This is a genomic window from Bacillus cereus group sp. MYBK216-1 (assembly GCF_051916495.1).
Lineage (GTDB): Bacteria > Bacillota > Bacilli > Bacillales > Bacillaceae_G > Bacillus_A > Bacillus_A thuringiensis_K.
This window is the reverse complement of record NZ_JBQAGT010000003.1, coordinates 305,637-326,391: the sequence shown is the minus strand read 5'-3', so window position 1 is coordinate 326,391 and position 20,755 is coordinate 305,637. Positions and strand designations below refer to the sequence as shown.

Sequence of the window (20,755 nt, the reverse complement as noted above, 5' to 3'; positions counted from 1 at the left end):
AAAGTGAAACTTTAATTAGCCTCACCAATCTAACATTTATAAGCAGCCCAACTCCCATCTAACTTCTTTGCCTTAGCTGAATTTTGAGATGGGAGTTTTACTGCCCACAATAGCGAGATAAATCCTTTTAGCTTTAAATTGAATCTCTCACTTCCAAATTCTATTGATTCTTTTTTTCATTGCCTTGTTGGTGGCCCCTATTCTCTTGTTGAGATCCCCTTCCATTGTTCCCTTGCTCATTCTCATTATTTCCTTGTTGAGGTCCTCTTCCGTTGTACCCTTGCTCATTCCCATTATTTCCTTGTTGAGGTCCTCTTCCGTTGTTTCCTTGCTCATTCCCATTATTTCCTTGTTGAGGTCCTCTTCCGTTGTTTCCTTGTTGAGGTCCTCTTCCGTTGTTTCCTTGCCCATTCCCATTATTCCCTTGTTGAGGTCCTCTTCCGTTGTTTCCTTGCTCATTCCCATTATTCCCTTGTTGAGGTCCTCTTCCGTTGTTTCCTTGCTCATTCCCATTATTCCCTTGTTGAGGTCCTCTTCCGTTGTTTCCTTGCTCATTCCCATTATTTCCTTGTTGAGCTTCTCTACTGTTATTCTCCTGTTGATTCCTTCTATTTTCTTGCTGAGATCCTCTTCCATTGTTTTCTTTTATTTGCTTCGATGGCTGTTCCTCTGTTTTCTTTTGTTCTTTATGCTCTTGCTTCTCATACTTTTTTTCTTGTACGGGAGACAAATCCATTGTTGCATCAGGAGATGACTTCGGTTGCGATTGCACCTCTTCTTCGTTTTCCACCGGATTAGACGGCGTGGCAGGAGGCGTAAGCGATTTGTTCTTCTCATTCTCTTGCTTTATATAGACACCTGTGCCAATTCCAGCTTTTCTAGCATTCTCTCGTACTTGCATTGTGCTACTTTGATATTCAACTGTAATATGTTTTAGCTCATATTCTTTCTTTAATTCTTTCATTGCCTTTTCCAAAAGTGGTTCTAGTGCCTTGTCCTTTGCAACAGCTGTTAGCATAACTTGCTTATCATTCGTTAAATACTTATCCTCTTGACTTTGCTTTATAATAGTACGTATTACTTCTTGCAATTGTTTATTTTCCCATTGCTTCAATTCTTTTAAAATACGCCTTCCATCATCATTACAAGCCTGCAAATCTATAACACGAAAATCCTTTGTTACGCTCACCTCTAAACTTGGATTTATATCAACTGAGACGTAAGCAAATACTTTTTCTTCTGGTTGGTTGTAGAAAAACAGCACTGCAAATAGAAAACAAGCAACAAGTATTGATGCAGGCTTTAAAAAGGAAGGGATTGAAAAATACGATGCTTTTTGTTCTTGCTCATCAAATGAGATTTCTTCCCCGATTATGCAAGAATCCCCTTTTCTTTTACACGTAATAAACTCTCCATTTGGAGTTAAAACAACTACGCTATGCTTTTTTATATCCATCACAATTCCTTTATTCATCATGCTTCCCTCCCTTTATATAATCAAGAATGTATGTATAGTTGTTTGCAAAGATAATACACATTGCAATGATATATTTTCTATGACGCTCCAATGTTTTGCGACTTACCCTAACACGCGGTTCAATATGTTTAAGCGGTAACTTTTTCTTTCGGAACAGCTCTTCCATCATTTCCTCTTCTTTTATAATAATTTTCACAATTTCTATTAAGTGCTCACGTGTATCACGATGCTTAGGAGATTCTTTAGCAAGCTCTGAGAATGTGATTTTAAACTCAGCTAGCACACTTTGAAAATGAAGAATTTCCTCCTTACGGTTACTATTTTCCATCTCTTTCATATACTCCGTAAGCGACACTTGCATTTCTAACATTTCCTCTTGCTCATCTTCTTTTAAAAAGACAAAGTTATGTTTAGACTCCTTACGTATATAGTCAATTACATCTCTTTTTATAAGAAGATCAGCAAACGCTAAAAAGGATTTTCCTTTTGTATATGAATACTGTTCAATTGCTTCGTTAAACGCAAACAATCCAATGCTATATTCATCATCCTGTTCTGTAATATATCGGCGGCAGACAGATGAAATTGATTTTCTAATAAAAGGCTGATACTGTACGATAAACGCTTCTTTATCTTCTTCGTTGTTTTGTATGTTACATACGATATCTTCTATTTTCGGTTTTCTTAAGATCTTCATTACTAAACTCAACACTTGTAATCTCCCAGCCTCCTTCAAATAGCAAAATGGCCACTGCACAAGTGACCATTTAACCAGATTTTCTTGGTACTTTTCTTCGGTCTTGTTTTCTTGCTGTTAATTATATTTTTCGAGTCTAACTTTTCCCAACGTTTTCTTAATGATTTTCCTTTTCTCTCAGCACTAAAGTTAAGTTTGTATTTTTATCTACTTTCTTATTTTCTACCGTTCGTTTTGCTTATTCTTTTTCTATTTTATCTGCAATTCTTGAATAACTCTCCTCTATACCATTGGTAATTTCATCCTTTTTTTTGGATGCCCACTTAATCTAGTAATTTTATTCATACTTCTATATTCTTTCATAGTCATTTTTCTTCTATTTATTTTCTTCACTATACATATTCGGAGGAATACATAGTTTTATGGGGGTCAAAAAATATTTTTATAAAAAATACATATTTATTTCAAAAATAAAAACCATCAATTTGAAAAAGGATAATCAAATTGATGGTTTTCTTATAATATCTATTAAATTAAGTTGGATTCTCATCATATCTAAAAAAAGTACTAGCTATCCTCTGCCGCTTTTCTCCACTTTTATCTTTCTTGGTTATCATAATATGTCTTATCTGCGTATTTTCTATCATTTCCTTTTAGATAAGCTAAAATTACTTTTGGATTTTTAAATAAAGTCCAGTCTCCATATGTATCAAATCTTCTGCATGAAGTTATCATTCCATTTTTAATAGTACCGAATTTCTTATTATTTTTCTTTCCCCACTCTTTTAAACGTTTTGCGAAATCTGCATCTTCTGCCATAAGCATGTTTTCATTAAATCCATTGATTGCCATAAAGTCTTTTCTATAGCACCAAAAAATCCCTACAGATATAGCTCCGTACTTAAAAAGTAAAGGGATTATGATTAACATTGCGGAGAGAAATATTCCTAAAGATATTCTTTCAAACTTCCCATTCACCCCACCACCAATGTATTTACCTGAAGCTAAATATTTATCTACATTAGACAACATAGACTCTGTCATTATCGTATCAGCGTCTATAGTAACGATTATTTCTCCACTGGCTATTTTAGCCCCTGCATTTCGAATTTTAGATAAGTTTTTATCGTTATTTTTCAATGTAATACAATTATAAGATTTTGCTATTTCCTCTGTTTTATCTGTACAACGATTTAAAACAACTATAACTTCCGTTTGCTCTTTATATGCCTCTGATGCCTTTGCAATTGAATCTAAACATTTTCTAATGTACTTTTCTTCATTGTGTGCAGGAATTATAATAGAAAACTTCATATCTTTTTTCAAATTGACTCCTGAAGATTCATTTGTCTCAGTCATAATATTCCCCCCTTATTTTATAAGGTTAATATCTACTATACATAAATTATATTAATATTTATTAGGTTATATTATAGAAACTGAAGGTAAAGAGGCTCTTACTGTCGACGTTCAAAAGCAAGACGTACAGCAAGCACCGTTAAAACACTTGCCATAAGCCAACGCTGTACTCGTAGCCACGTCGGGCGTGTGCCAAACCATTTTGCAATTTTACTTGCTGTACATACAATTACAAGGTTAACTATAAAGCTAACAGTGATTTGCGTAAGCCCCAAAACTTCACCTTGAAAAAGCAGCAATCCCTTCTCTGGATCTTAAAATTGAGGTAGAAGTGATACACACAAAATGGAAATATTTGAATTCGAAAGTAACCTATCCGTAGAGCTACTAAAACTACTACGAATAAAGCAAAGCAACATGTAATATTTCGAATCCACTTTTGTATATCACCAAAATACCTTTCTATAAATATAGCGTTGATAGTAAGCATAAGAAATAAAACAAAGAAAGGCAGCGAGGTATAGGTCCATTTTTATCTTCATGGCTGGAATTATACTCCTTACCAAATTTCTAAATGAAATGTATAGCTGAGTAGTTACCTTATTTTTCAAAAAGACATTCTGATTATTTCTTTTTCACTTCTTCTACAAATTCCCATGTCTCTCCGTTATCTTTTGATTGATAAAGTGCACTACTATCGCCATTGTAGTCTCCATCTGCCCCTTGTCCAACTAACATATTAAAAACCCCATCTTTCTCATATGGCATACTAGGAGAATCAAAAGGACTTATTGTGGACTGTGTATGATCTAATTTCACTTCATGCGGCGGATATTCTACCTTTTTGAAAGATACTCCCCCATCATCTGTACGATATAACTCTCCTTCATTACCAGAAGGCCTGATTGCTCCTAAAAACCCAAGTTTATCATTTATAAAAGTGATTCCTGATACACTACCAATCCCCCCATTAAATGGGTCTGGATTGATAACCTCCCATGTTTTCCCTTCATCACTAGTCTTGCTTAATGAATAAAAGGCGCTCCCTAATGCTTTATCTGTCATATTTAGTTTATAACCAACTTCTTTCGATAGGAAAAACTGTTCTTTTTCATTCTTTAAATCTTGTTGTTCCTTCTCTTTAAGCCTATCTTCTTTTGGAGGCGTCTTTGATTTACTCCAACTTGCGTCACTTATTAAATTATATCTAGCAGGGACTAGCTCTTTCTCTTTTCCAGGGACAAATATAGATACAGTATATCCAATGATATCAGAAGCTGCTTCTTTAAGACTCTGCTCCTTACCATCCTCAGTAATATTAATAATTCCCTCTGTATTGGATCCCCAATTTCTTTTTCCATAATAAATCAACCCATACTTACTTTCATTCCATTTTTTGACCGTTTGCTTAACTGGGATCGCCTTAACCGTTTTAATTAAAGGTTCTACTAATTTATCATCATTATAATCAGGCTTTGCGTATCCATCTCGTATTATAGTAATATCTTCTGATTTCTTCTTATTATAAGAGATTAAATAAGTTTCTTCTTTCCCATCAACATTTTTCCCATAAACAAATGTATCAAACGCTGTGATTGTTCCATCTGAATGAAACGTAAGATCAAAATCAGTTGCCATATACAATTTCTTTGGCAAAGGATATTTTTTATTTATATCTTCAAAAATACCTTCTACTCCAGATTTATATATATTATTATGTTTAAGTTTAACTGACCTTTCATGTTTTAACTTTTCTATAAACCATGCCAATTTGCCATTGTAATTTATTGCACTTTTATAAATCTGCATCCCATAAAATGATGTAATTGCAACAATAACGATAATAGAAATGGATCTCCATGCTATTGAATTTGTTAATTTTTTAGATTTATATTCTCTATTTTTTATCACCCGCATTGTAGTAAATGTAGTTATGGATATAAAAAGTACTATACATAATAACAAAATGTAAATATTATAATTCATTCTTCCGTACTTACAGTATAAGGCCAACTCATAACAAAAAATCCCGTATACAATTATTAGTATTGGATTTGTTACTAATGACAGAAGTATCCTTTTTGTATTTTCTCTAAATATAGAAACCACTCCTAATTATATGAATTACTGATATTAAGTATACTTTATTGTAAAGTAACAAAAAAGCTATTTAATCTTGTCGCAAAAAATACAATAAACATATGAATATTATATTCATGTTAAAAAGGCCAACAATCCAAGATTGTTAGCCTCTACTTCCCATATTCGTATCTTTTATCACTTTACTTCCTTACAACTGGAATCCACATTTCACCAAACACTAAGCCGTTTCTTTTCCCCATCTCAACCGTCGTATTTGGTCCACCAACATAAGCAAACTCATTTGCATCTGGTAAAGCTTGACCGAAGGCGATGCCAGTCAACTTATTACTTAACTCTTCAGCTGTTTTGTCTTCCCCTTTTACTACTAAGTATTCTCCCCTCGGAAACTGAATCACTCTAGATTCTTCTTCTATTTGTGCTTCTGTCATGACACCCGCATAATACATCATTTTGTTATTCACCGCTTCGCTCACAGAAAAAATGTATTCATTTGTCGCTAAAGCTTTTAAAGTGTCCAGCCTTCCATCTTCTTTAACAGCCGACCAAAAGTCTTCCTTTTCTTTATTTATTCCAGCAAAGTCTGTGTACTCACTCTTAATTTCAGTTCCAATACCTAACACAATAAAGCTATCTTTTTCTTCTATAGTATAATTTTTCATATACAAAACCTGCCTCTTTTTTTATTAATCAAACGATTTATCTTTTCATCTGATACGTTTATAATATCTTTAAACCATGTCAAAAAATGATACTGTTTAGGAGACCAAAATGAAAAAAGTTGAACGGATTAATACAATTATGCGGTATATTAACAACCGCTCCCACTTTACAATTTCTGAAATCATACGAGAATTTAACATATCACGATCGACAGCTATTAGAGACATTAGAGAAATTGAAGCTATGGGAATGCCACTTGTCGCTGAAGTTGGGAGAACGGGTGGATATTTTGTTATGCATAATTCTATCCTGCCCGTTGTTCGCTTTACTGATAATGAAGTGAAAGCTCTTTTTATTGCCTTTATGGCTACGAGGAATCAACAACTTCCCTATCTAAAAAGTCGTCAATCTTTAGCTGAAAAACTACTAGGACTCATCTCAGAAACCCAGCAAGATGACCTCGTTCTTTTAAATCAACTCTTGCTGTTCCAAGGAACTAATCCTCATAATCCCGATCTACTTGAGCTTTCTGATCTCCCCCATCCTATGTTAGAAAAACTCATTCAAATCCTTCTTTTGGATAACCATTTATTGATTACCATTAAAGAAGATGAAGAAATTAAGTCTTATCCAATTTATCTATTACACCTTTATCAAGAAAAAAGCCATTGGATCATTGAAGGATTTGACTTAAAAGAAGAAAAGAAGTTAATGTTTCCTGTCGATGCTCTCATCAATATCGAACCGTACACGACGAATAAAAGGCTCAATAAGAAAAAGATTTTAGAAAAACTAAGTAAGAAGGCTGAAGCAATTAACCTTGTACTTGAACTTGGTCCGACAGCAATTGCCCAGTTCAAAAAATACCATCCTTTAAAAATTGCAATATCTTATACTAATCCTTACCAATCCACAGCCATTTTAAAAACTTTTATCAATGTTAACAATCCCGATGAAGTGACGGAAATAATAAATTGGCTGCTTTTTCTAGGGAAGGATATTAAAATCAAAGAAATACCCGATGAAGTATTAGCAGATTTACAAAAACGAGTGTGCTTATACATTCCATAAGCAGTGAGCCTCAAATATTAAGCTTTATCACTGGATAATTATCCTATTTTTAAATACCATTTCATTTACTACGATGAGAGCATGATAAATAATAAAAGCACGGAAAATCTCCCGTGCTTTTCTAAATATATATTATTCCTGAAGGTTTCGTTTATCTCGTTTCTTACCCTAACTGACGTTTAAATGCTTTACTGGCGAAAAAGTAAGAGATGACCATTATACCTACGCACCAAGCGAGTGCAATCCAAATATCGTTACCCACAGTTCCTTCATATAAAAGAGCACGAATCGCATTCACGATTGAAGTTACAGGCTGATTCTCTGCAAACGCACGAACAATTTTTGGCATTGTTTCGGTAGGCACAAAGGCCGAACTAATAAATGGAAGAAAAACTAGCGGGTACGAGTAAGCAGTCGCCCCTTCCATAGACTTCGCTTTCAATCCTGGAATGATAGCTAGCCATGTTAGCGCCAGCGTAAACATCCCAAGTATTCCAGCTACCGCGAGCCACTCTAGAATATTAGCACTGGAACGGAAACCCATTAATAATGCAACAAGAATAACCACCACGATAGTAAGTACATTAGCAACAAGAGAGGTTAAAACGTGAGCCCACAATATCGATGAACGCTTAATAGGCATCGTAATGAAACGTGCCATCAGCCCACTCTTTACATCAGTAAAGAGTCGCACAGAAGTGTAAGCTACACCGGATGCGATAGCCATTAGCAAAATTCCCGGCAATAAATAATTGACGTAGTTATCTGTTCCTGTCTTTATAGCCCCGCCAAATACGTAAACAAATAATAGCATCATCATAATCGGCGTAATCGCTACTGTAATAATTGTATCCGGGCTGCGCATAATGTTACGCATTAAACGACCTAATAATACACCTGTTTTACTTTTCATTTACATCTCCTCCTTTTTGCCAATAATCGCAAGGAATATTTCTTCCAATGTCGGTTGCTTCTCGATATACTCCACTTTTGCCGGTGGGAACATCTCTTTTAGTTCAGTAAGAGTACCTGTCGTAATAATTTTTCCGCCATGCAAAATAGCGATACGGTCTGCTAGTTGTTCGGCTTCTTCCAAGTACTGGGTCGTAAGCAAGATCGTTGTGCCGCTACCGGCAAGTTCCTTGACTGTATCCCACACTTCGATTCGCGCTTCAGGATCAAGTCCAGTCGTTGGTTCGTCAAGAAAAATAACTGCTGGCGCCCCGATCAAACTCATCGCGATATCAAGCCGGCGCTTCATCCCGCCTGAATACTGATCTGCCCTTTGGTTTGCCGCATCAGTCAGGCTAAATCTTTCAAGCAAATTGTCAGCGACTTGAACGGGATTGGAAACACCACGTAACTTAGCGATTATTATCAAGTTTTCTTTCCCCGTCAACATGCCGTCTAAAGCTGCAAACTGTCCTGTCAAACTGATACTTTGACGAACTTGATCTGGTTGGCGCTGTACATCAAATCCACAAATGCTTACCTCACCGCCATCTTGCTTCATTAGCGTCGAAAGGATGTTGACCGTTGTTGTCTTTCCCGCTCCATTTGAGCCTAGCAGTGCGAAAATTTCGCCACGCTGTACATCAAAATCCACTCCCTTTAACACTTCTTTGTCTTTAAAAAATTTTTTTAATCCTTTTACAGAAATCGCTGCATTGCTCATGCTTTTTCCCCCTTACAAAAATAAATTACCTATACCCTCTATTTAGTACCACTGATATTCTGTAACACTTAGTACTGAGTTAAAAATATAACTGAATAGCGATGGCGGTAGTTCACATTTATGACCAGCTAATCAGTCGGTATTACGTATTGCATTTATTTTTTTCTCAATTTCTTCATAATACTTTCATTCAAATCTTCACGATATTTGGAGACATACGTTTTAGCGTTTGCCACTAGTTCGTCAGCAAAAGATGCCACATCTTCCCCAGTAATATCTAGCACTTGTCTACCTTCCGCTGCACCGGCTTCAAACAAATCGATTAATTCGTACTGAATGTGCAGCATATCCATCCCGTTTCCGGTCGAAAAATTCCACATATAGTTTTGAATTTTCTTAAACACAAACTGATAGTCCTCTGGCAGTGCTGCAACACGTGCCATCATCATTCTGTACTCTTTTTTATCACCGATTAATTTTTTGAATATTTCCAACATGTTATTTTCCTCCTTTTTATAAAGCAGAACAAGAAACTCTCCAAATATGAGCCGAAACATTTTATATTATGAGGCTAGTTTGACTTCAAGACGTTAATTTTTGACGATACAAAATCCCATTTTCTCCAAAATAGTTCAAGCTCCTGACGACCAGCTTCATTTAATGAATAAAACTTACGAGGCGGCCCCATATCTGATGGTTTCTTTTCAATATTCACAAGCTTTTTCTTCTCTAGTCGTACGAGAATGGTATACACCGTTCCTTCCACGACTTCGGTAAACCCAAGATCATTCAAGTGGCGAGTAATCTCATAACCATACGTTTCACGGCGGCTAATGATTTCCAACACACACCCTTCCAGTGAACCTTTCAACATTTCAGTTAAATTTTCCATGTTCTGATCCTCCTTTACCCCCTATTCTGTCTGACTTATATTCAGTATTACAGAGTACTAAGGCGAATTTTTCACTGAACAGTTTTTGTGAATTCGAACTATTCAGTATCACTTATTACATCTACATTGTATGACTAAGTAGCGATAGATGTCAACTGATTTTCAAATTTTTTCTAAAATCCGCTATTACCTATTGTCTGCTGAAAATATTTTGAGAAACAACACTACTCAGTATTGCTTATTACAAGTACATTGTATGACTGAGTAGCGATGAATGTCAACTCGATTTTTATATTTTTTTCTAAAATCAACTATTACCTATTCGATACAGTCTGTTTTCTTTTTTTAAATTTCCCCATACCTATCCCACTAAGAAAAGAAAATACCCCAAAATAAAAATTCTACATTTTTGTTTTGGGGCGCTATACTATACCAAAGTTAATGAATATGGCTAGCTCTTCTTATTTAATAAGACAGATCATTTTTTGTTACGATAACATCATAGCCATATCTTCTGCTGCATTTGTAATTAGTTTTAAACCAAATGTTTCTTGTAATACATCAAGCACGCCAGCTGAAATAAATTCAGGAGCCTTTGGACCGATGCGAATATCTTGAATCCCAAGACTAAATAGCCCTAGTAAAATGGCAACCGCTTTTTGTTCAAACCATGATAGGACAATACTTACTGGCAATTCATTCACTTCACATTGAAAAGCATCAGCTAAAGCAGCCGCTATTTTCACTGTAGAAATTGAATTATTGCACTGTCCTAAATCAATGTAACGCGGAATTTCCGTACCAGGTACAACACCGTAATCCACATCATTAAAGCGGAATTTCCCGCAAGAAGTTGTTAAAATAACCGTTTCTGGCGGAAGTGACGTTGCTAATTCACGATAATATTCTCCGCCTTTTCCCGGTGCATCACAACCGGCGATAACAAAGAAACGCTTTATTTTCCCTTTTTTTACTGCGTCAATAATTTCTGGAGCTAATGATAATACTGTATTATGATGAAACCCTGTCACTAACTGTTCATCCGACTCCATATGTACTTCTGGAAGTTCTAGCGTTTTTTGAATTAACGTTGTAAAATCATCATTTTCAATTTTTTGTACACCTTCTAAACCTGCAATGTCATATGAAAAGAATCGATCAGAGTACGAGCCTTTAATTGGCATAACACAGTTCGTTGTAGCTAGTATGGCACCAGTAAATTTTTCAAAAAGGCGTCTTTGATCATACCATGCCTTACCGATGTTTCCTTTTAAATGTTTATATTTTTTCAGCTGCGGGTATCCGTGTGCTGGTAGCATTTCAGAATGCGTATAAATATTAATGTCTTTTCCTTCTGTTTGCTTTAATAGTTCTTCTAATGCAAATAAATTATGGCCCGTAACTACAATTGCTTTACCTTCTACACGATTTTGTGTAATTTGTACAGGTTCTGGCACACCAAAATGATTCGTATGTGCCTCATCCAATAACTCCATCACCCGTAAAGCTGATTTCCCAACTTTCATAGCCATATCAATATGCTCTTGTTCGTTAAAATTAGAATTTGTTAATGTCATATATAACGCTTCTTGTGTTGTAGCATCTACAAATGCATCCGTATACCCTAGCTGAGCAGCATGTGTGCGATAAGCTGCAATTCCTTTTAGCCCAAACACAATCGTATCTTGTAAACTCGCAATCGTTTCATTCTTACCACAAACACCCATCACTTTACATCCGCCTGTTGGCGTTTGTTCACATTGATAACAAAACATATCATCCCACCCTCTCCCAATCATTCATTACACCTTAAGCATAATACCCATTGAAAAAAAGTGATGTGATATCAATCACAATAATATATAAAGATTTGTGACAGTTCATATTGTTGACATAATATTTTTATTGACACTAAAAAATGTACATTAGTGTGCACACATCTTTCGATACTTTTAAATAGCTAAATAATTAATTTGGAGAAATATATACAACGAAAATTTTTTGAATCCTTATACAAATAGTTGCAATTCATCACATATGAAAATAGACATACAAAAACGCCATCCTTTTCTATCATTCAATAGAAAGAATAGCGTATTTTTTATTTTAAGGAACTATCATTTTTTATTAAAGCCTTTATTGTAAAGCTTTTTATTTACAATACATTTACACTATCTTAACATTACTTACATTATTTATATGATATATTTATATAGAAACTACTTAAGAAATTTCATATACATTTTATCTTTATGATCTCTTATCTAATCAATAAAAAGATCATGTTATATTTTTATAACAGGGGTGAATTAGAATGACTGAAACTTTAAAAACACTTATAATGCTTGATGCTACTTACGTTGTTATTGCAATTATGACAGTACTAGTATTTGTATACTTGGAATTAAAATCTCAGTAATATATGCTGACGTAATCGACAGATTCAGCATTTAAATATAGTTAGAAGAAAGAAAGGAGAAAATTATTTCTCCTTTCTTTTGTATTTCTACAATTTCTTATTTTAATAAATCCAATGTATGTAAAAGTAATCCCTTGTCTCCTACTTCTCCATGACCAGGTACTACCGAATTTATATTTCCATATCGCTTCAGCACATTCTCAATCGATGTAGACCATTCATTTACATACGCATCCGCAACATTTCCTAAATCTTTTGCTTCCGCAGATTTCACTAAACAGCCTCCAGCTAAAATTTTATATTGTGGCAACCAAACAACAATATTATCTTCTGTACGTCCTTTCCCTGGATGGAACGTTTCTACTTTTGTATTGCCAAACTTCAAACTCGTAATTGTTTGTAAATCTCCAAGCGGCTCTTCATATCCATTTTTCTTTGCTAATTCTGCAGTTAATGCTGTACTATGCGCTTTAATACCTCTTTCTTTCAACGTTTTTATTCCGCCAATTCGATCAGCGTGCGCATGTGTAATAATGAAATCCGTTACGCGCTTCTGAAATTTCTTTTCTACCATTTCTATTAGTTCCTTCGTTAATTTGTCGTCTCAATCTGAAACTCCACAATATTCATACTTAATCTCCCCTCATTACAAATACTCCATTTTTCTATTACATTTAAAATCAAAATTGTATTTTGTTAAATTATAACATTCAGACTATAATTTATTTATAGCCCATTAACGGAGGTGTTTGCAATGACTCTCTTCGCTTCACCATCATTATTCATAGTAGCAATCATTTCATTTGCACTAGCTTATTTCATCGGAGTAAAACAATACACTTGCCTCTTATCAGGATTCAACGAACGCCGCGTGCTTGATAAAGTGACACTATCAAAAATAGTAGGTCTTTATAATTTAATTGCTGGTGTCATTGCGACAATCGGTAGTGTCTTCACTACTCCTAATGCCAAAATCTTATTTCCTATCATTATAATTGGACACGTTATAATCGCGGCTTATGTAAATACACGCATGGTGCAGTGAAAAAGATCACCCAAATGGGTGATCTTTTTTATAATTTATCAACATATTGCTTCGCTTCTAGTAAGGAAAAACCAAAAGCTTCTCTTACTCTCTTAACTGCTGTAATTTTTTTGCCTTCTTCTACAAGCTGACGTAGTTCTTTATTAATTTCAGGTTCTCTTTCTACAATTCCCAATTCTTTCGTAATTAATTGTAATCTATCTTCAATTCTCTTTAAACGCCCATCATTTTTCTTTTCAATTGTAGTTAATTTTTCAGCGATATAAATGAAACCAAAGGCTACTATCGGTATAACCATCCAGAATTCCATGAATGTTCCCCCTTACTAACTTTCATTTGTTTTATTTCACTGACTTATCAGCTTTAGTCATTGAAATCATTCATTCCTTACAAGGAAAGGGCAAACTAAAACTTTCTCAAAAATTAGTACTAGACATGATTTCTCCTCAAGGTTGCTCAAAATGGACTGGATTAGGTGTTTTTCTAGATGATTCTAATGAAGAATTACAGATTTATTCACTCGGATGGGGCGTCGGATTTCAATGTATGATGGTTTGTTATCCATACTGCGGGAATGGCGCTGTTATTATGACCAATTCCGATTTAGGTGTTCATCAAATGGAAGGGATCATTGGTGAGGTTGTAAAAACGTTATCCTTATAATGAAAATAAAGAAGCTGTTCCTTCCAGCTTCTTTATCTATATAACATTTTTCGCAACAATTTTTATATGTTCTGGTGCGATAATTTCCGTTATACTTTCCTGGAAATCTTCATGTAACATTTCTTCCAAATGTTCTAACTGCACTTCAACATGAGTGCATTCTAAATTATGTATATTTAATAGTGCATAATGATCTTTTTTCTTAATTACTAAATATTGATTTTCCTCTGTCACAAGTACAGAACCTAATCGGACTCCTAGTAAGCGTTGATCATCAAACTTCATAATTACTTCTCCTTCCCTTATATAAACGAAACTACAATGAAAAAAATTACATTTATGGAAAAACACACTTATTTAGACTATATCATAATTTACTAAAATATAAATATCATTTTTCCTTTTAATAAAGTGAAACTTTAATCAGTGGAGGCCTTACTGTCCGTTAATGTGGGATGAAAATCCCTATTTTTTCATATATTTCGATACAAAAAACTTTCTCAACATGAAATTTGAATTTTCAGTTTTTAATTCTATGAAAATCTATTATAATAAAGTTAATAAATGTTTGACCTCTCCTAATTCATGTACATATGGATGATCAGTAGTTATTGCTACTGATCTATTTTTTTGATTTCAGAAAGTACATACGCTGCATCCTTTCCTACACCACAAATAAGTGCGGAACCCCTTTGAGATTGCCATGGTAAACCGATATAATACAATCCTTTTACTGGACTGATTCCCTTTATATGATTAGGAAATCCTTTCTCATTCACTGCCTGTTCAATTTCAATCCAATTATAATTTTGTACAAAACCAGTTGACCATATAACGCTTTCTGCACTATAAGTATCACCATTCTGAAACATAATGTTATTTCCTGATGCACTTACTACTTTTTCTTGCAGTTTGATTGCTCCATTACGAATAAGTTTCTTACCTTCAAAACCGAAAATAGGGTCCTTTCTCTTCTGAAACCATCTTCCCCTCTTTGTATTTATTTCAGCGTACAATAAACCCACTTTTTCTAGCAGATTAAAAATACTTTTTCCAAAAAGTTGTAACGGTAAAAACGTTAAAGTATTACTAATAGACACCGTAACTTCATGCGTTTTTGCAAGTTCTACTGCTATTTGCATTCCTGAATTTCCGCCACCTACTACAAGTGCCTTCCCCTGTGGAATTTGCGATGATGATCTATATTGTGATGAATGTATTTGAAAAATATGTGATGATAGATTTGCTGAAACTGAGGGAATAAATGGTTGCTGAAAACCACCTGATGCGATAATAACTTTTTTCGTTTGTAAAACTTCTGTAGGAGTATGTAATTCAAATATTTCTTTTTCTTTCTTTATTTTTAGTACTTCCGTTTGTAATTGTACCGGTAATTGAAAATGTCTTGCATATTCTTCTAAATAAGTTGCAATTTCATCTTTATATGGAAATTCATTCCTTGCTCCTTTTAATATCCTACCTGGTAAACTACTATATTCACTCGGTGTAAAGAGCCGCAAAGAATCATATCTATTTCTCCATGAATCACCAATTCGGTTTCCTGCCTCGAGTAATAAAAAATTATATCCTGCCTGCTTCAAGTAGTATCCTATTGTCAATCCCGCTTGACCAGCTCCAACAATGATTGCATCTAACATCTTTTCCCTCCTCCTTACAACAAATGAATATATGCTCATTTGTTCATGTATTTTATCATACGATTTATTTTTCAATAATTCAATCTGTTTAACAACATGAAAAAGAGCAGTTCACTACTTTATGAACTACTCTTCATTCCATTTACCACGTAACTACACTACTTAACCCATGAATATTTGTATATGAATCCTTTCTACTCCGACAATTTTTCCTCATAAAATATAATTCTATTTAAAAACGGATCAATTACAGTTAATTCAATTGTACCCCAAGGTGTTTTTTCTATATTCGGCTTCGAATAAACATATTCTTTACTTAATAATACAGAATGATAATCCTTTACATCATCTATTTTGATCCGAATCGCACCACCTGGTGAGGCATCACCATGATGTTCTGATAAATGTATCACAGTATCATCTAACGAAATTTGTATATATAATGGCATATTTTCCTCATACCGATGTTCCCAATCCAGTTTAAATCCTAAAAAACCTATGTAAAATAGTTTTGCTTTTTCAATATCAAAAATTCTAAATATAGGTGTAATCATTTATAACTTCATCTCCTATTTATAAACATCCGCAGCCAATTCCCTCAAAACATCCACGTTTACTACTTCATAGCATCCATCGTTCTTCTTTATTATCTCTTTATCACAAAAAATATTTAATGTTCGCAACAAATGCCGATAACTCGTTCCTAACAATTCCGCTATTTCCGTTAAATTCCCACTAAACACAATTCTATTTTCATGCTGAACTGCTCGTTCTCCTGCTGCTAACATGTAACTCGCAAGTCTATTTTCAAGTGGATATAGTAAATTAATAGTACTATTTTTTGAAAGTCGGTTTAATTTATGTGCTAACGATCCGCAAATACATCGTAAAAATTTCGCATCATGAAATAGTTGATTTCTCACTTTTCCTAAAGGTAAACCAACACAATATGAATCTGCCATTACTTGTACGTTTGAAGCAGTCTTTTGAGAATGAATTAACTCCACATCTCCTAACAACTGCAAACTATCATAAAAGCATAATAATACAGATTTCCCATTACTTAATGTATTAAACGCTTTCGCTTTTCCTTCAACGAAAAAATATAAATAATCTATCTCTTCATTTTCTCTACAAATAAACTCATTCTTTTTAAAAAATATAAGTTCCATATACGGTTTCATATCATTACTAAAAAATGAATCAATATTATTTTGTTTCATATACTTTGCTAATTTAATTGAATTACATACTTTCTTCATAGTTCCCCCGCCTTTACCACTCATCCCCATTGTAATCAAAATTTTCTTCTTCCACTATGACATATGTCATAGTAATACACAATTTCAGCATGATACAGTCATTACAAATATGAAAATTAAAGGGGATATTACATTGTATAACTTTCTTTCTGTCTTTATTGGTGTGCTCATCGCCGTTATGCTTCCACTGAATGGGATTTTATCTGAGTTAATTGGGAAGTATACAGCAAGCATTGTCATTCACCTTGTCGGTTTAATTGCAGTTATCTTCATTTTAATCATAAACAAAAATAAAATTCATTTTGATAAAAGTATTCCGCTTTTTTTATATAGCGCTGGAGCGATTGGAGTATTCACTGTCCTTTTTAATAATATAAGTTTCTCCGTCCTTGGTGCTTCTATTACGATTGCATTAAGTTTACTCGGTCAATCTATCGCTTCCATCGTTATTGATCATTTCGGCTTATTAGGAATGAAAGTTGCGAAGTTTGAAAAGAAAAAACTAATTGGATTATGTTTCATCTCTTCCGGAATTATAATCATGACAATTTATTAATGGAGGCAAAAAAATGTTATATATTACGATCGCTATTTTAGCTGGTGTTTCTATCGTTGTTGCTAGAATTATAAACGCGAATTTAGCAGCAAAAATTGGAAATTGGGAAGGCACGTTTTTCAATTATATTACTGGATTATTTTTCTCTATGTTATTTTTAATTTTCAGTTCAGATTCATTGTATATTCCAATGCAGACGTTACAATCTATTCCCATCGCTGTGTACTTAGGCGGATTAGTAGGCGTTATCGTCATTTCACTATCGAACTATATCACTCCTAAAATATCAGCATTTTATTTAACATTACTCATCTTTATCGGACAATTATTTGCGGGGACTATCATTGATTTCATTTTGTCGCATGAACTCTCAATGGGCAAAGTTATCGGTGGCATTTTCGTACTAATTGGTCTCACTTACAATTTACTCGTAGATCGCCCTGTAAAAACTGTGAAGCATAACCAAGTTCAACTATAATACTTTGCGCCTCCCTATCATATATTAATAGAAAAGCTCTTCATACGAAGTAATAGAGAGGAGAATATTCTATTAAGAAAATCATTTTACTGCTCGGTAGCGTATTAATTATTTCTGGAATTGTATGGTTTGTAAACTCGGGAAAATCTATTCAAGATCTGTATACTGCAAATAAGCCGAAAAAGAAAGCTACTATTATTTCAAGCTCGCGAGATCCAAATGAGCCTCCTGTTTTTTTAGGAAAACAGGAAATAAAAGATATACATGTCGAATCAATTAAAACAAAAAAGAATATCTTTCTCACAAAAACAGATGAATTAAAAACGTTTATTAACAGTATGAATACCGCAAAAAAAGACAAATTAACATTAGATGAAGAAGGATCAGACTTAATAGATTGTGATATGTGGATTACTTTCGAAGATGGAACTTATAAAAAATATTTCATATGGGTAGTTGATCATCACAGCAGCGAAGTGATGATTGCTCAGCAAGATACTCCTGATGATGTAAACCTTACGTACTATCAGTTAAACGAAGATAGTTCAAAAAAAGTTTATAATTTATTTAAAAAAATTATTTAAACGAAAAAGTCATGAGCACGCGAACTCATGACTTTTTGCACTATATATACTCCGGGAACACTCTACAACCCTTTTCCTGCTCTATATCATGACCAAAGAAAACAATTGGTTTCTCTTTCGCCACAACTCCTTTTAAACGTTTAATTGAAGATAAAGCTAATTCTGGATCAAATCCTGCGAACGGCACTTCATCTTCAAAATTCTCTTTCGTGTACGATGCATCAATAGTTAATAAAACTGAACCGGATTGCTCCGTCTCAATGAATAGCGACTGATGGCCTGGAGAATGACCTGGCGTATACAATAATTGAACACCTGGTACCACTTCATAATCCCCTTCAATAATTTTGTAGTTCAAATGCGGTAATATACATTCTTTCATATATTCTTCTCTATGAAGTGCTGCCTCATATTCCGTTCGCTGCACAATAATCGGTGTATTTGTAAAAGCACCGTTTCCTCCTGCATGATCAAAATGTAAGTGAGAGCTAATAATATATAAAAGGTCGTTTGGCTCATACCCTAAACGCTTTAATATATTCACGATTCTATCTTCTTCAGTCATTTTCGGTAAAATCTGTCCTTCAACAAATGTACCGTTAAAAAGCCCTTCATTATTAACTGCACTTTCTGGCATACCTGTGTCTACTAAAATAGGACCTTCTTCCGTCTCCAGAAGATAACACCACACCGGCAAGTTTAATAGTTTCCCCGGTGTTAACGCACTGTTAACAGACGAATGATCCAACATGCAACGACCTGCTGAGATGAAATAAAGTTTCTTTACTGTCATTATGTATCCACCTTTACATTTAGTTTTGGATAAAGTAATACAGTAAAAAATTCTTCTTTTTAGAAATAAACTCCTTCTAGACTATCAGTACAGCTTACATAAAAAAGAGGGTATTTTTTTACATAGCAGTATTTCACCATCTATAATATAGAGGTAAATGATTCTTACTTTAATGGAGGGATTACAAATGAAAGCAATTGGTTTACATGAATACTTACCTATTGAAGAAGAAAACAGTTTAATTAATCTGGAAATTGAAAAACCTGTTGCCACAGGAAGAGATATACTCGTGAAAATTAACGCTATTTCCGTTAACCCAGTTGATACAAAGGTCCGCTCTCCGAAAGATAAAAAAGAAGATGCACCAAAAATACTTGGCTGGGATGCTAGTGGTGTTGTTGTACAAACTGGCGAAAGTTGTACATTATTTAAAGAAGGAGACGAAGTATTTTACGCTGGAAGCATTACGAGACAAGGTACATATAGTGAATATCATTTAGTTGATGAAAGAATTGTCGGTAAGAAACCAAAAACGTTACATGATGCTGAATCCGCCGCAATTCCTTTAACAGCGATTACAGCATGGGAAGGTTTATTTGAACGTTTAGGCATTGATCATACTAAAAAAGATACGAACTCATTTAAAAACATTTTAATTATCGGCGGAGCTGGTGGTGTCGGTTCAATCGCAATTCAACTTGCGAAATGGGCTGGACTAAATGTAATCGCAACTGCTTCCCGCGGCGAAACGATAGACTGGGTTAAAAAGCTTGGAGCTGACCATACAATTGACCATCATACCCCTTTAAAAGAGCAATTACAAAGCCTTGGATTCAGCGATGTAGATTATATTTTCTGCTTAAACAATACAGATCAACATTGGCAAGCAATATGTGACCTTATTAAACCACAAGGCAAAATTTGCTCTATCGTAGAAAATGAACACCCTCTTGAAATGGGTATTTTAAAAAGTAAAAGTGCTACACTCGTTTGGGAGTTTATGTTTACAAAAGCGATGTATGAAACTGGCGATATGATTACGCAGCACGAACTATTAAATAAAGTAAGCGAACTACTAGATGAAGGCATTTTAAAGACTACTTTAAATGAAACATTAACACCGATTAACGCTGAAAACTTAAAGAAAGCACATGCACTACTTGAAAGCGGGCACACCATAGGGAAAATCGTATTAGAGAAATTTTAATCATGATAGTGACAGATAGTATGTGAAATTATATTAACGATTTTTCGAATATATCTATCATAACGTACAATATATCAACAATTTTTCAAATATATCTATCACAAATCAAATTATATCAACAATTCGACAAGGTGTACCGATTTATCGACAAATAAC

22 protein-coding genes and 4 pseudogenes are annotated in these 20,755 nt (G+C 34.2%); 7 read left to right on the top strand and 19 right to left on the bottom strand.

Going from position 1 to position 20,755, the window contains the following annotated elements; translation table 11 throughout:
- Positions 1-160: 160 nt before the first annotated feature.
- The 7 genes and pseudogenes from ACTFRH_RS11900 to ACTFRH_RS11870 form a co-directional block, all read right to left on the bottom strand.
- Positions 161-1,477, bottom strand: a complete 1,317-nt coding sequence (locus ACTFRH_RS11900; RefSeq protein ID WP_440048749.1) for an anti-sigma factor domain-containing protein — start codon at positions 1,475-1,477, stop codon at positions 161-163.
- Complete coding sequence (sigI, locus tag ACTFRH_RS11895) at positions 1,467-2,189, bottom strand: RNA polymerase sigma factor SigI (protein ID WP_002181307.1); 723 nt, start codon at positions 2,187-2,189, stop codon at positions 1,467-1,469. The genes ACTFRH_RS11900 and sigI overlap by 11 nt, the downstream gene beginning before the upstream one ends.
- 582 nt (positions 2,190-2,771) lie before the next feature.
- Positions 2,772-3,533, bottom strand: coding sequence for a glycosyltransferase (locus tag ACTFRH_RS11890; protein WP_000141001.1), 762 nt, complete (start codon positions 3,531-3,533; stop codon positions 2,772-2,774).
- Between the two features lie 98 nt (positions 3,534-3,631).
- Positions 3,632-3,901 (bottom strand): annotated as a pseudogene (locus ACTFRH_RS11885) (LysE family translocator); the annotation flags it as partial.
- Positions 3,898-4,050 (bottom strand): annotated as a pseudogene (locus tag ACTFRH_RS11880) (DUF3963 domain-containing protein); the annotation flags it as partial. The pseudogenes ACTFRH_RS11885 and ACTFRH_RS11880, both read right to left, overlap by 4 nt.
- 107 nt (positions 4,051-4,157) lie before the next feature.
- Positions 4,158-5,642, bottom strand: a complete 1,485-nt coding sequence (locus tag ACTFRH_RS11875; RefSeq protein WP_074593070.1) for a WD40/YVTN/BNR-like repeat-containing protein — start codon at positions 5,640-5,642, stop codon at positions 4,158-4,160.
- A 173-nt stretch (positions 5,643-5,815) separates the two neighbouring features.
- Positions 5,816-6,295, bottom strand: coding sequence for a GyrI-like domain-containing protein (locus ACTFRH_RS11870; RefSeq protein ID WP_000801038.1), 480 nt, complete (start codon positions 6,293-6,295; stop codon positions 5,816-5,818).
- Between the two features lie 109 nt (positions 6,296-6,404).
- Between ACTFRH_RS11870 and ACTFRH_RS11865 the strand changes: the two genes are divergently transcribed.
- Positions 6,405-7,367, top strand: a complete 963-nt coding sequence (locus ACTFRH_RS11865; RefSeq protein ID WP_000755056.1) for a helix-turn-helix transcriptional regulator — start codon at positions 6,405-6,407, stop codon at positions 7,365-7,367.
- A gap of 163 nt (positions 7,368-7,530) precedes the next feature.
- On the opposite strand, the gene ACTFRH_RS11860 is transcribed toward ACTFRH_RS11865, so the two are convergent.
- The 6 genes and pseudogenes from ACTFRH_RS11860 to bla form a co-directional block, all read right to left on the bottom strand.
- Complete coding sequence (locus ACTFRH_RS11860; RefSeq protein WP_000837801.1) at positions 7,531-8,280, bottom strand: ABC transporter permease; 750 nt, start codon at positions 8,278-8,280, stop codon at positions 7,531-7,533.
- Positions 8,281-9,042: an ABC transporter ATP-binding protein gene (locus ACTFRH_RS11855; RefSeq protein WP_000063323.1), complete on the bottom strand. Its 762-nt coding sequence runs from the start codon at positions 9,040-9,042 to the stop codon at positions 8,281-8,283.
- 155 nt (positions 9,043-9,197) lie between these two features.
- Positions 9,198-9,539, bottom strand: a complete 342-nt coding sequence (locus ACTFRH_RS11850) for a DUF1048 domain-containing protein (protein ID WP_000889650.1) — start codon at positions 9,537-9,539, stop codon at positions 9,198-9,200.
- Between the two features lie 74 nt (positions 9,540-9,613).
- Positions 9,614-9,934 (bottom strand): PadR family transcriptional regulator, encoded by a 321-nt coding sequence (locus ACTFRH_RS11845; protein ID WP_000429484.1) that lies wholly within the window; start codon positions 9,932-9,934, stop codon positions 9,614-9,616.
- A gap of 488 nt (positions 9,935-10,422) precedes the next feature.
- Positions 10,423-11,709, bottom strand: a complete 1,287-nt coding sequence (gene hcp, locus ACTFRH_RS11840; protein WP_002082429.1) for a hydroxylamine reductase — start codon at positions 11,707-11,709, stop codon at positions 10,423-10,425.
- A gap of 741 nt (positions 11,710-12,450) precedes the next feature.
- Positions 12,451-12,957 (bottom strand): annotated as a pseudogene (gene bla, locus ACTFRH_RS11835) (subclass B1 metallo-beta-lactamase); the annotation flags it as partial.
- A 150-nt stretch (positions 12,958-13,107) separates the two neighbouring features.
- On the opposite strand from bla, the gene ACTFRH_RS11830 reads away from it, so the two are divergent.
- Positions 13,108-13,398, top strand: a complete 291-nt coding sequence (locus ACTFRH_RS11830; protein WP_000171767.1) for a DUF3784 domain-containing protein — start codon at positions 13,108-13,110, stop codon at positions 13,396-13,398.
- 28 nt (positions 13,399-13,426) lie between these two features.
- Here the strand turns inward: ACTFRH_RS11830 and ACTFRH_RS11825 are convergent, their stop codons facing one another.
- Positions 13,427-13,708, bottom strand: a complete 282-nt coding sequence (locus tag ACTFRH_RS11825) for a hypothetical protein (RefSeq protein ID WP_000397730.1) — start codon at positions 13,706-13,708, stop codon at positions 13,427-13,429.
- 38 nt (positions 13,709-13,746) lie between these two features.
- Between ACTFRH_RS11825 and ACTFRH_RS11820 the strand changes: the two are divergent.
- A pseudogene (locus ACTFRH_RS11820) lies at positions 13,747-14,061 on the top strand (serine hydrolase domain-containing protein); the annotation flags it as partial.
- A 36-nt stretch (positions 14,062-14,097) separates the two neighbouring features.
- Here ACTFRH_RS11820 and ACTFRH_RS11815 read toward each other — a convergent pair.
- From ACTFRH_RS11815 to yeiL, 4 genes are all read right to left on the bottom strand, one after another.
- The gene (locus ACTFRH_RS11815) at positions 14,098-14,346 is read right to left on the bottom strand and encodes a hypothetical protein (RefSeq protein ID WP_000666947.1); all 249 of its coding nucleotides are present in this window, start codon (positions 14,344-14,346) and stop codon (positions 14,098-14,100) included.
- 329 nt (positions 14,347-14,675) lie between these two features.
- Complete coding sequence (locus tag ACTFRH_RS11810) at positions 14,676-15,719, bottom strand: flavin-containing monooxygenase (protein WP_000882902.1); 1,044 nt, start codon at positions 15,717-15,719, stop codon at positions 14,676-14,678.
- 194 nt (positions 15,720-15,913) lie between these two features.
- Positions 15,914-16,273 carry a glyoxalase superfamily protein gene (locus ACTFRH_RS11805; RefSeq protein ID WP_000632389.1) on the bottom strand — a complete coding sequence of 120 codons (360 nt, stop codon included), beginning with the start codon at positions 16,271-16,273 and terminating at the stop codon, positions 15,914-15,916.
- 15 nt (positions 16,274-16,288) lie between these two features.
- Positions 16,289-16,981, bottom strand: coding sequence for a transcriptional regulator YeiL (gene yeiL / locus ACTFRH_RS11800; RefSeq protein ID WP_033703578.1), 693 nt, complete (start codon positions 16,979-16,981; stop codon positions 16,289-16,291).
- Positions 16,982-17,090: 109 nt separating this feature from the next.
- Here yeiL and ACTFRH_RS11795 point away from each other — a divergent pair, with 109 nt between their 5' ends.
- From ACTFRH_RS11795 to ACTFRH_RS11785, 3 genes are all read left to right on the top strand, one after another.
- Positions 17,091-17,537: a DMT family transporter gene (locus tag ACTFRH_RS11795; protein ID WP_003302139.1), complete on the top strand. Its 447-nt coding sequence runs from the start codon at positions 17,091-17,093 to the stop codon at positions 17,535-17,537.
- A 13-nt stretch (positions 17,538-17,550) separates the two neighbouring features.
- Positions 17,551-18,015: a DMT family transporter gene (locus tag ACTFRH_RS11790; RefSeq protein WP_000965803.1), complete on the top strand. Its 465-nt coding sequence runs from the start codon at positions 17,551-17,553 to the stop codon at positions 18,013-18,015.
- Between the two features lie 89 nt (positions 18,016-18,104).
- Complete coding sequence (locus ACTFRH_RS11785; RefSeq protein WP_033703074.1) at positions 18,105-18,599, top strand: hypothetical protein; 495 nt, start codon at positions 18,105-18,107, stop codon at positions 18,597-18,599.
- Between the two features lie 40 nt (positions 18,600-18,639).
- Here the strand turns inward: ACTFRH_RS11785 and aiiA are convergent, their stop codons facing one another.
- The gene (gene aiiA, locus ACTFRH_RS11780) at positions 18,640-19,392 is read right to left on the bottom strand and encodes a quorum-quenching N-acyl homoserine lactonase AiiA (protein WP_000216601.1); all 753 of its coding nucleotides are present in this window, start codon (positions 19,390-19,392) and stop codon (positions 18,640-18,642) included.
- A gap of 187 nt (positions 19,393-19,579) precedes the next feature.
- Here aiiA and ACTFRH_RS11775 point away from each other — a divergent pair, with 187 nt between their 5' ends.
- The gene (locus tag ACTFRH_RS11775) at positions 19,580-20,599 is read left to right on the top strand and encodes a zinc-binding alcohol dehydrogenase family protein (protein WP_000643785.1); all 1,020 of its coding nucleotides are present in this window, start codon (positions 19,580-19,582) and stop codon (positions 20,597-20,599) included.
- Positions 20,600-20,755 lie beyond the last annotated feature (156 nt).

What these genes read in the sequence shown, in the direction of transcription:
- ACTFRH_RS11900 (WP_440048749.1), bottom strand. Translation starts at nt 1,477, where the DNA reads ATGATGAATAAAGGAATTGTGATGGATATAAAAAAGCATAGCGTAGTT.
- ACTFRH_RS11790 (WP_000965803.1), top strand. Translation starts at nt 17,551, where the DNA reads ATGTTATATATTACGATCGCTATTTTAGCTGGTGTTTCTATCGTTGTT.
- ACTFRH_RS11855 (WP_000063323.1), bottom strand. Translation starts at nt 9,042, where the DNA reads ATGAGCAATGCAGCGATTTCTGTAAAAGGATTAAAAAAATTTTTTAAA.
- ACTFRH_RS11890 (WP_000141001.1), bottom strand. Translation starts at nt 3,533, where the DNA reads ATGACTGAGACAAATGAATCTTCAGGAGTCAATTTGAAAAAAGATATG.
- ACTFRH_RS11850 (WP_000889650.1), bottom strand. Translation starts at nt 9,539, where the DNA reads ATGTTGGAAATATTCAAAAAATTAATCGGTGATAAAAAAGAGTACAGA.
- ACTFRH_RS11825 (WP_000397730.1), bottom strand. Translation starts at nt 13,708, where the DNA reads ATGGAATTCTGGATGGTTATACCGATAGTAGCCTTTGGTTTCATTTAT.
- ACTFRH_RS11805 (WP_000632389.1), bottom strand. Translation starts at nt 16,273, where the DNA reads ATGATTACACCTATATTTAGAATTTTTGATATTGAAAAAGCAAAACTA.
- aiiA (WP_000216601.1), bottom strand. Translation starts at nt 19,392, where the DNA reads ATGACAGTAAAGAAACTTTATTTCATCTCAGCAGGTCGTTGCATGTTG.
- ACTFRH_RS11870 (WP_000801038.1), bottom strand. Translation starts at nt 6,295, where the DNA reads ATGAAAAATTATACTATAGAAGAAAAAGATAGCTTTATTGTGTTAGGT.
- ACTFRH_RS11830 (WP_000171767.1), top strand. Translation starts at nt 13,108, where the DNA reads ATGACTCTCTTCGCTTCACCATCATTATTCATAGTAGCAATCATTTCA.
- ACTFRH_RS11775 (WP_000643785.1), top strand. Translation starts at nt 19,580, where the DNA reads ATGAAAGCAATTGGTTTACATGAATACTTACCTATTGAAGAAGAAAAC.
- ACTFRH_RS11865 (WP_000755056.1), top strand. Translation starts at nt 6,405, where the DNA reads ATGAAAAAAGTTGAACGGATTAATACAATTATGCGGTATATTAACAAC.
- hcp (WP_002082429.1), bottom strand. Translation starts at nt 11,709, where the DNA reads ATGTTTTGTTATCAATGTGAACAAACGCCAACAGGCGGATGTAAAGTG.
- ACTFRH_RS11795 (WP_003302139.1), top strand. Translation starts at nt 17,091, where the DNA reads ATGAAAATTAAAGGGGATATTACATTGTATAACTTTCTTTCTGTCTTT.
- ACTFRH_RS11815 (WP_000666947.1), bottom strand. Translation starts at nt 14,346, where the DNA reads ATGAAGTTTGATGATCAACGCTTACTAGGAGTCCGATTAGGTTCTGTA.
- ACTFRH_RS11860 (WP_000837801.1), bottom strand. Translation starts at nt 8,280, where the DNA reads ATGAAAAGTAAAACAGGTGTATTATTAGGTCGTTTAATGCGTAACATT.
- ACTFRH_RS11845 (WP_000429484.1), bottom strand. Translation starts at nt 9,934, where the DNA reads ATGGAAAATTTAACTGAAATGTTGAAAGGTTCACTGGAAGGGTGTGTG.
- ACTFRH_RS11810 (WP_000882902.1), bottom strand. Translation starts at nt 15,719, where the DNA reads ATGTTAGATGCAATCATTGTTGGAGCTGGTCAAGCGGGATTGACAATA.
- yeiL (WP_033703578.1), bottom strand. Translation starts at nt 16,981, where the DNA reads ATGAAGAAAGTATGTAATTCAATTAAATTAGCAAAGTATATGAAACAA.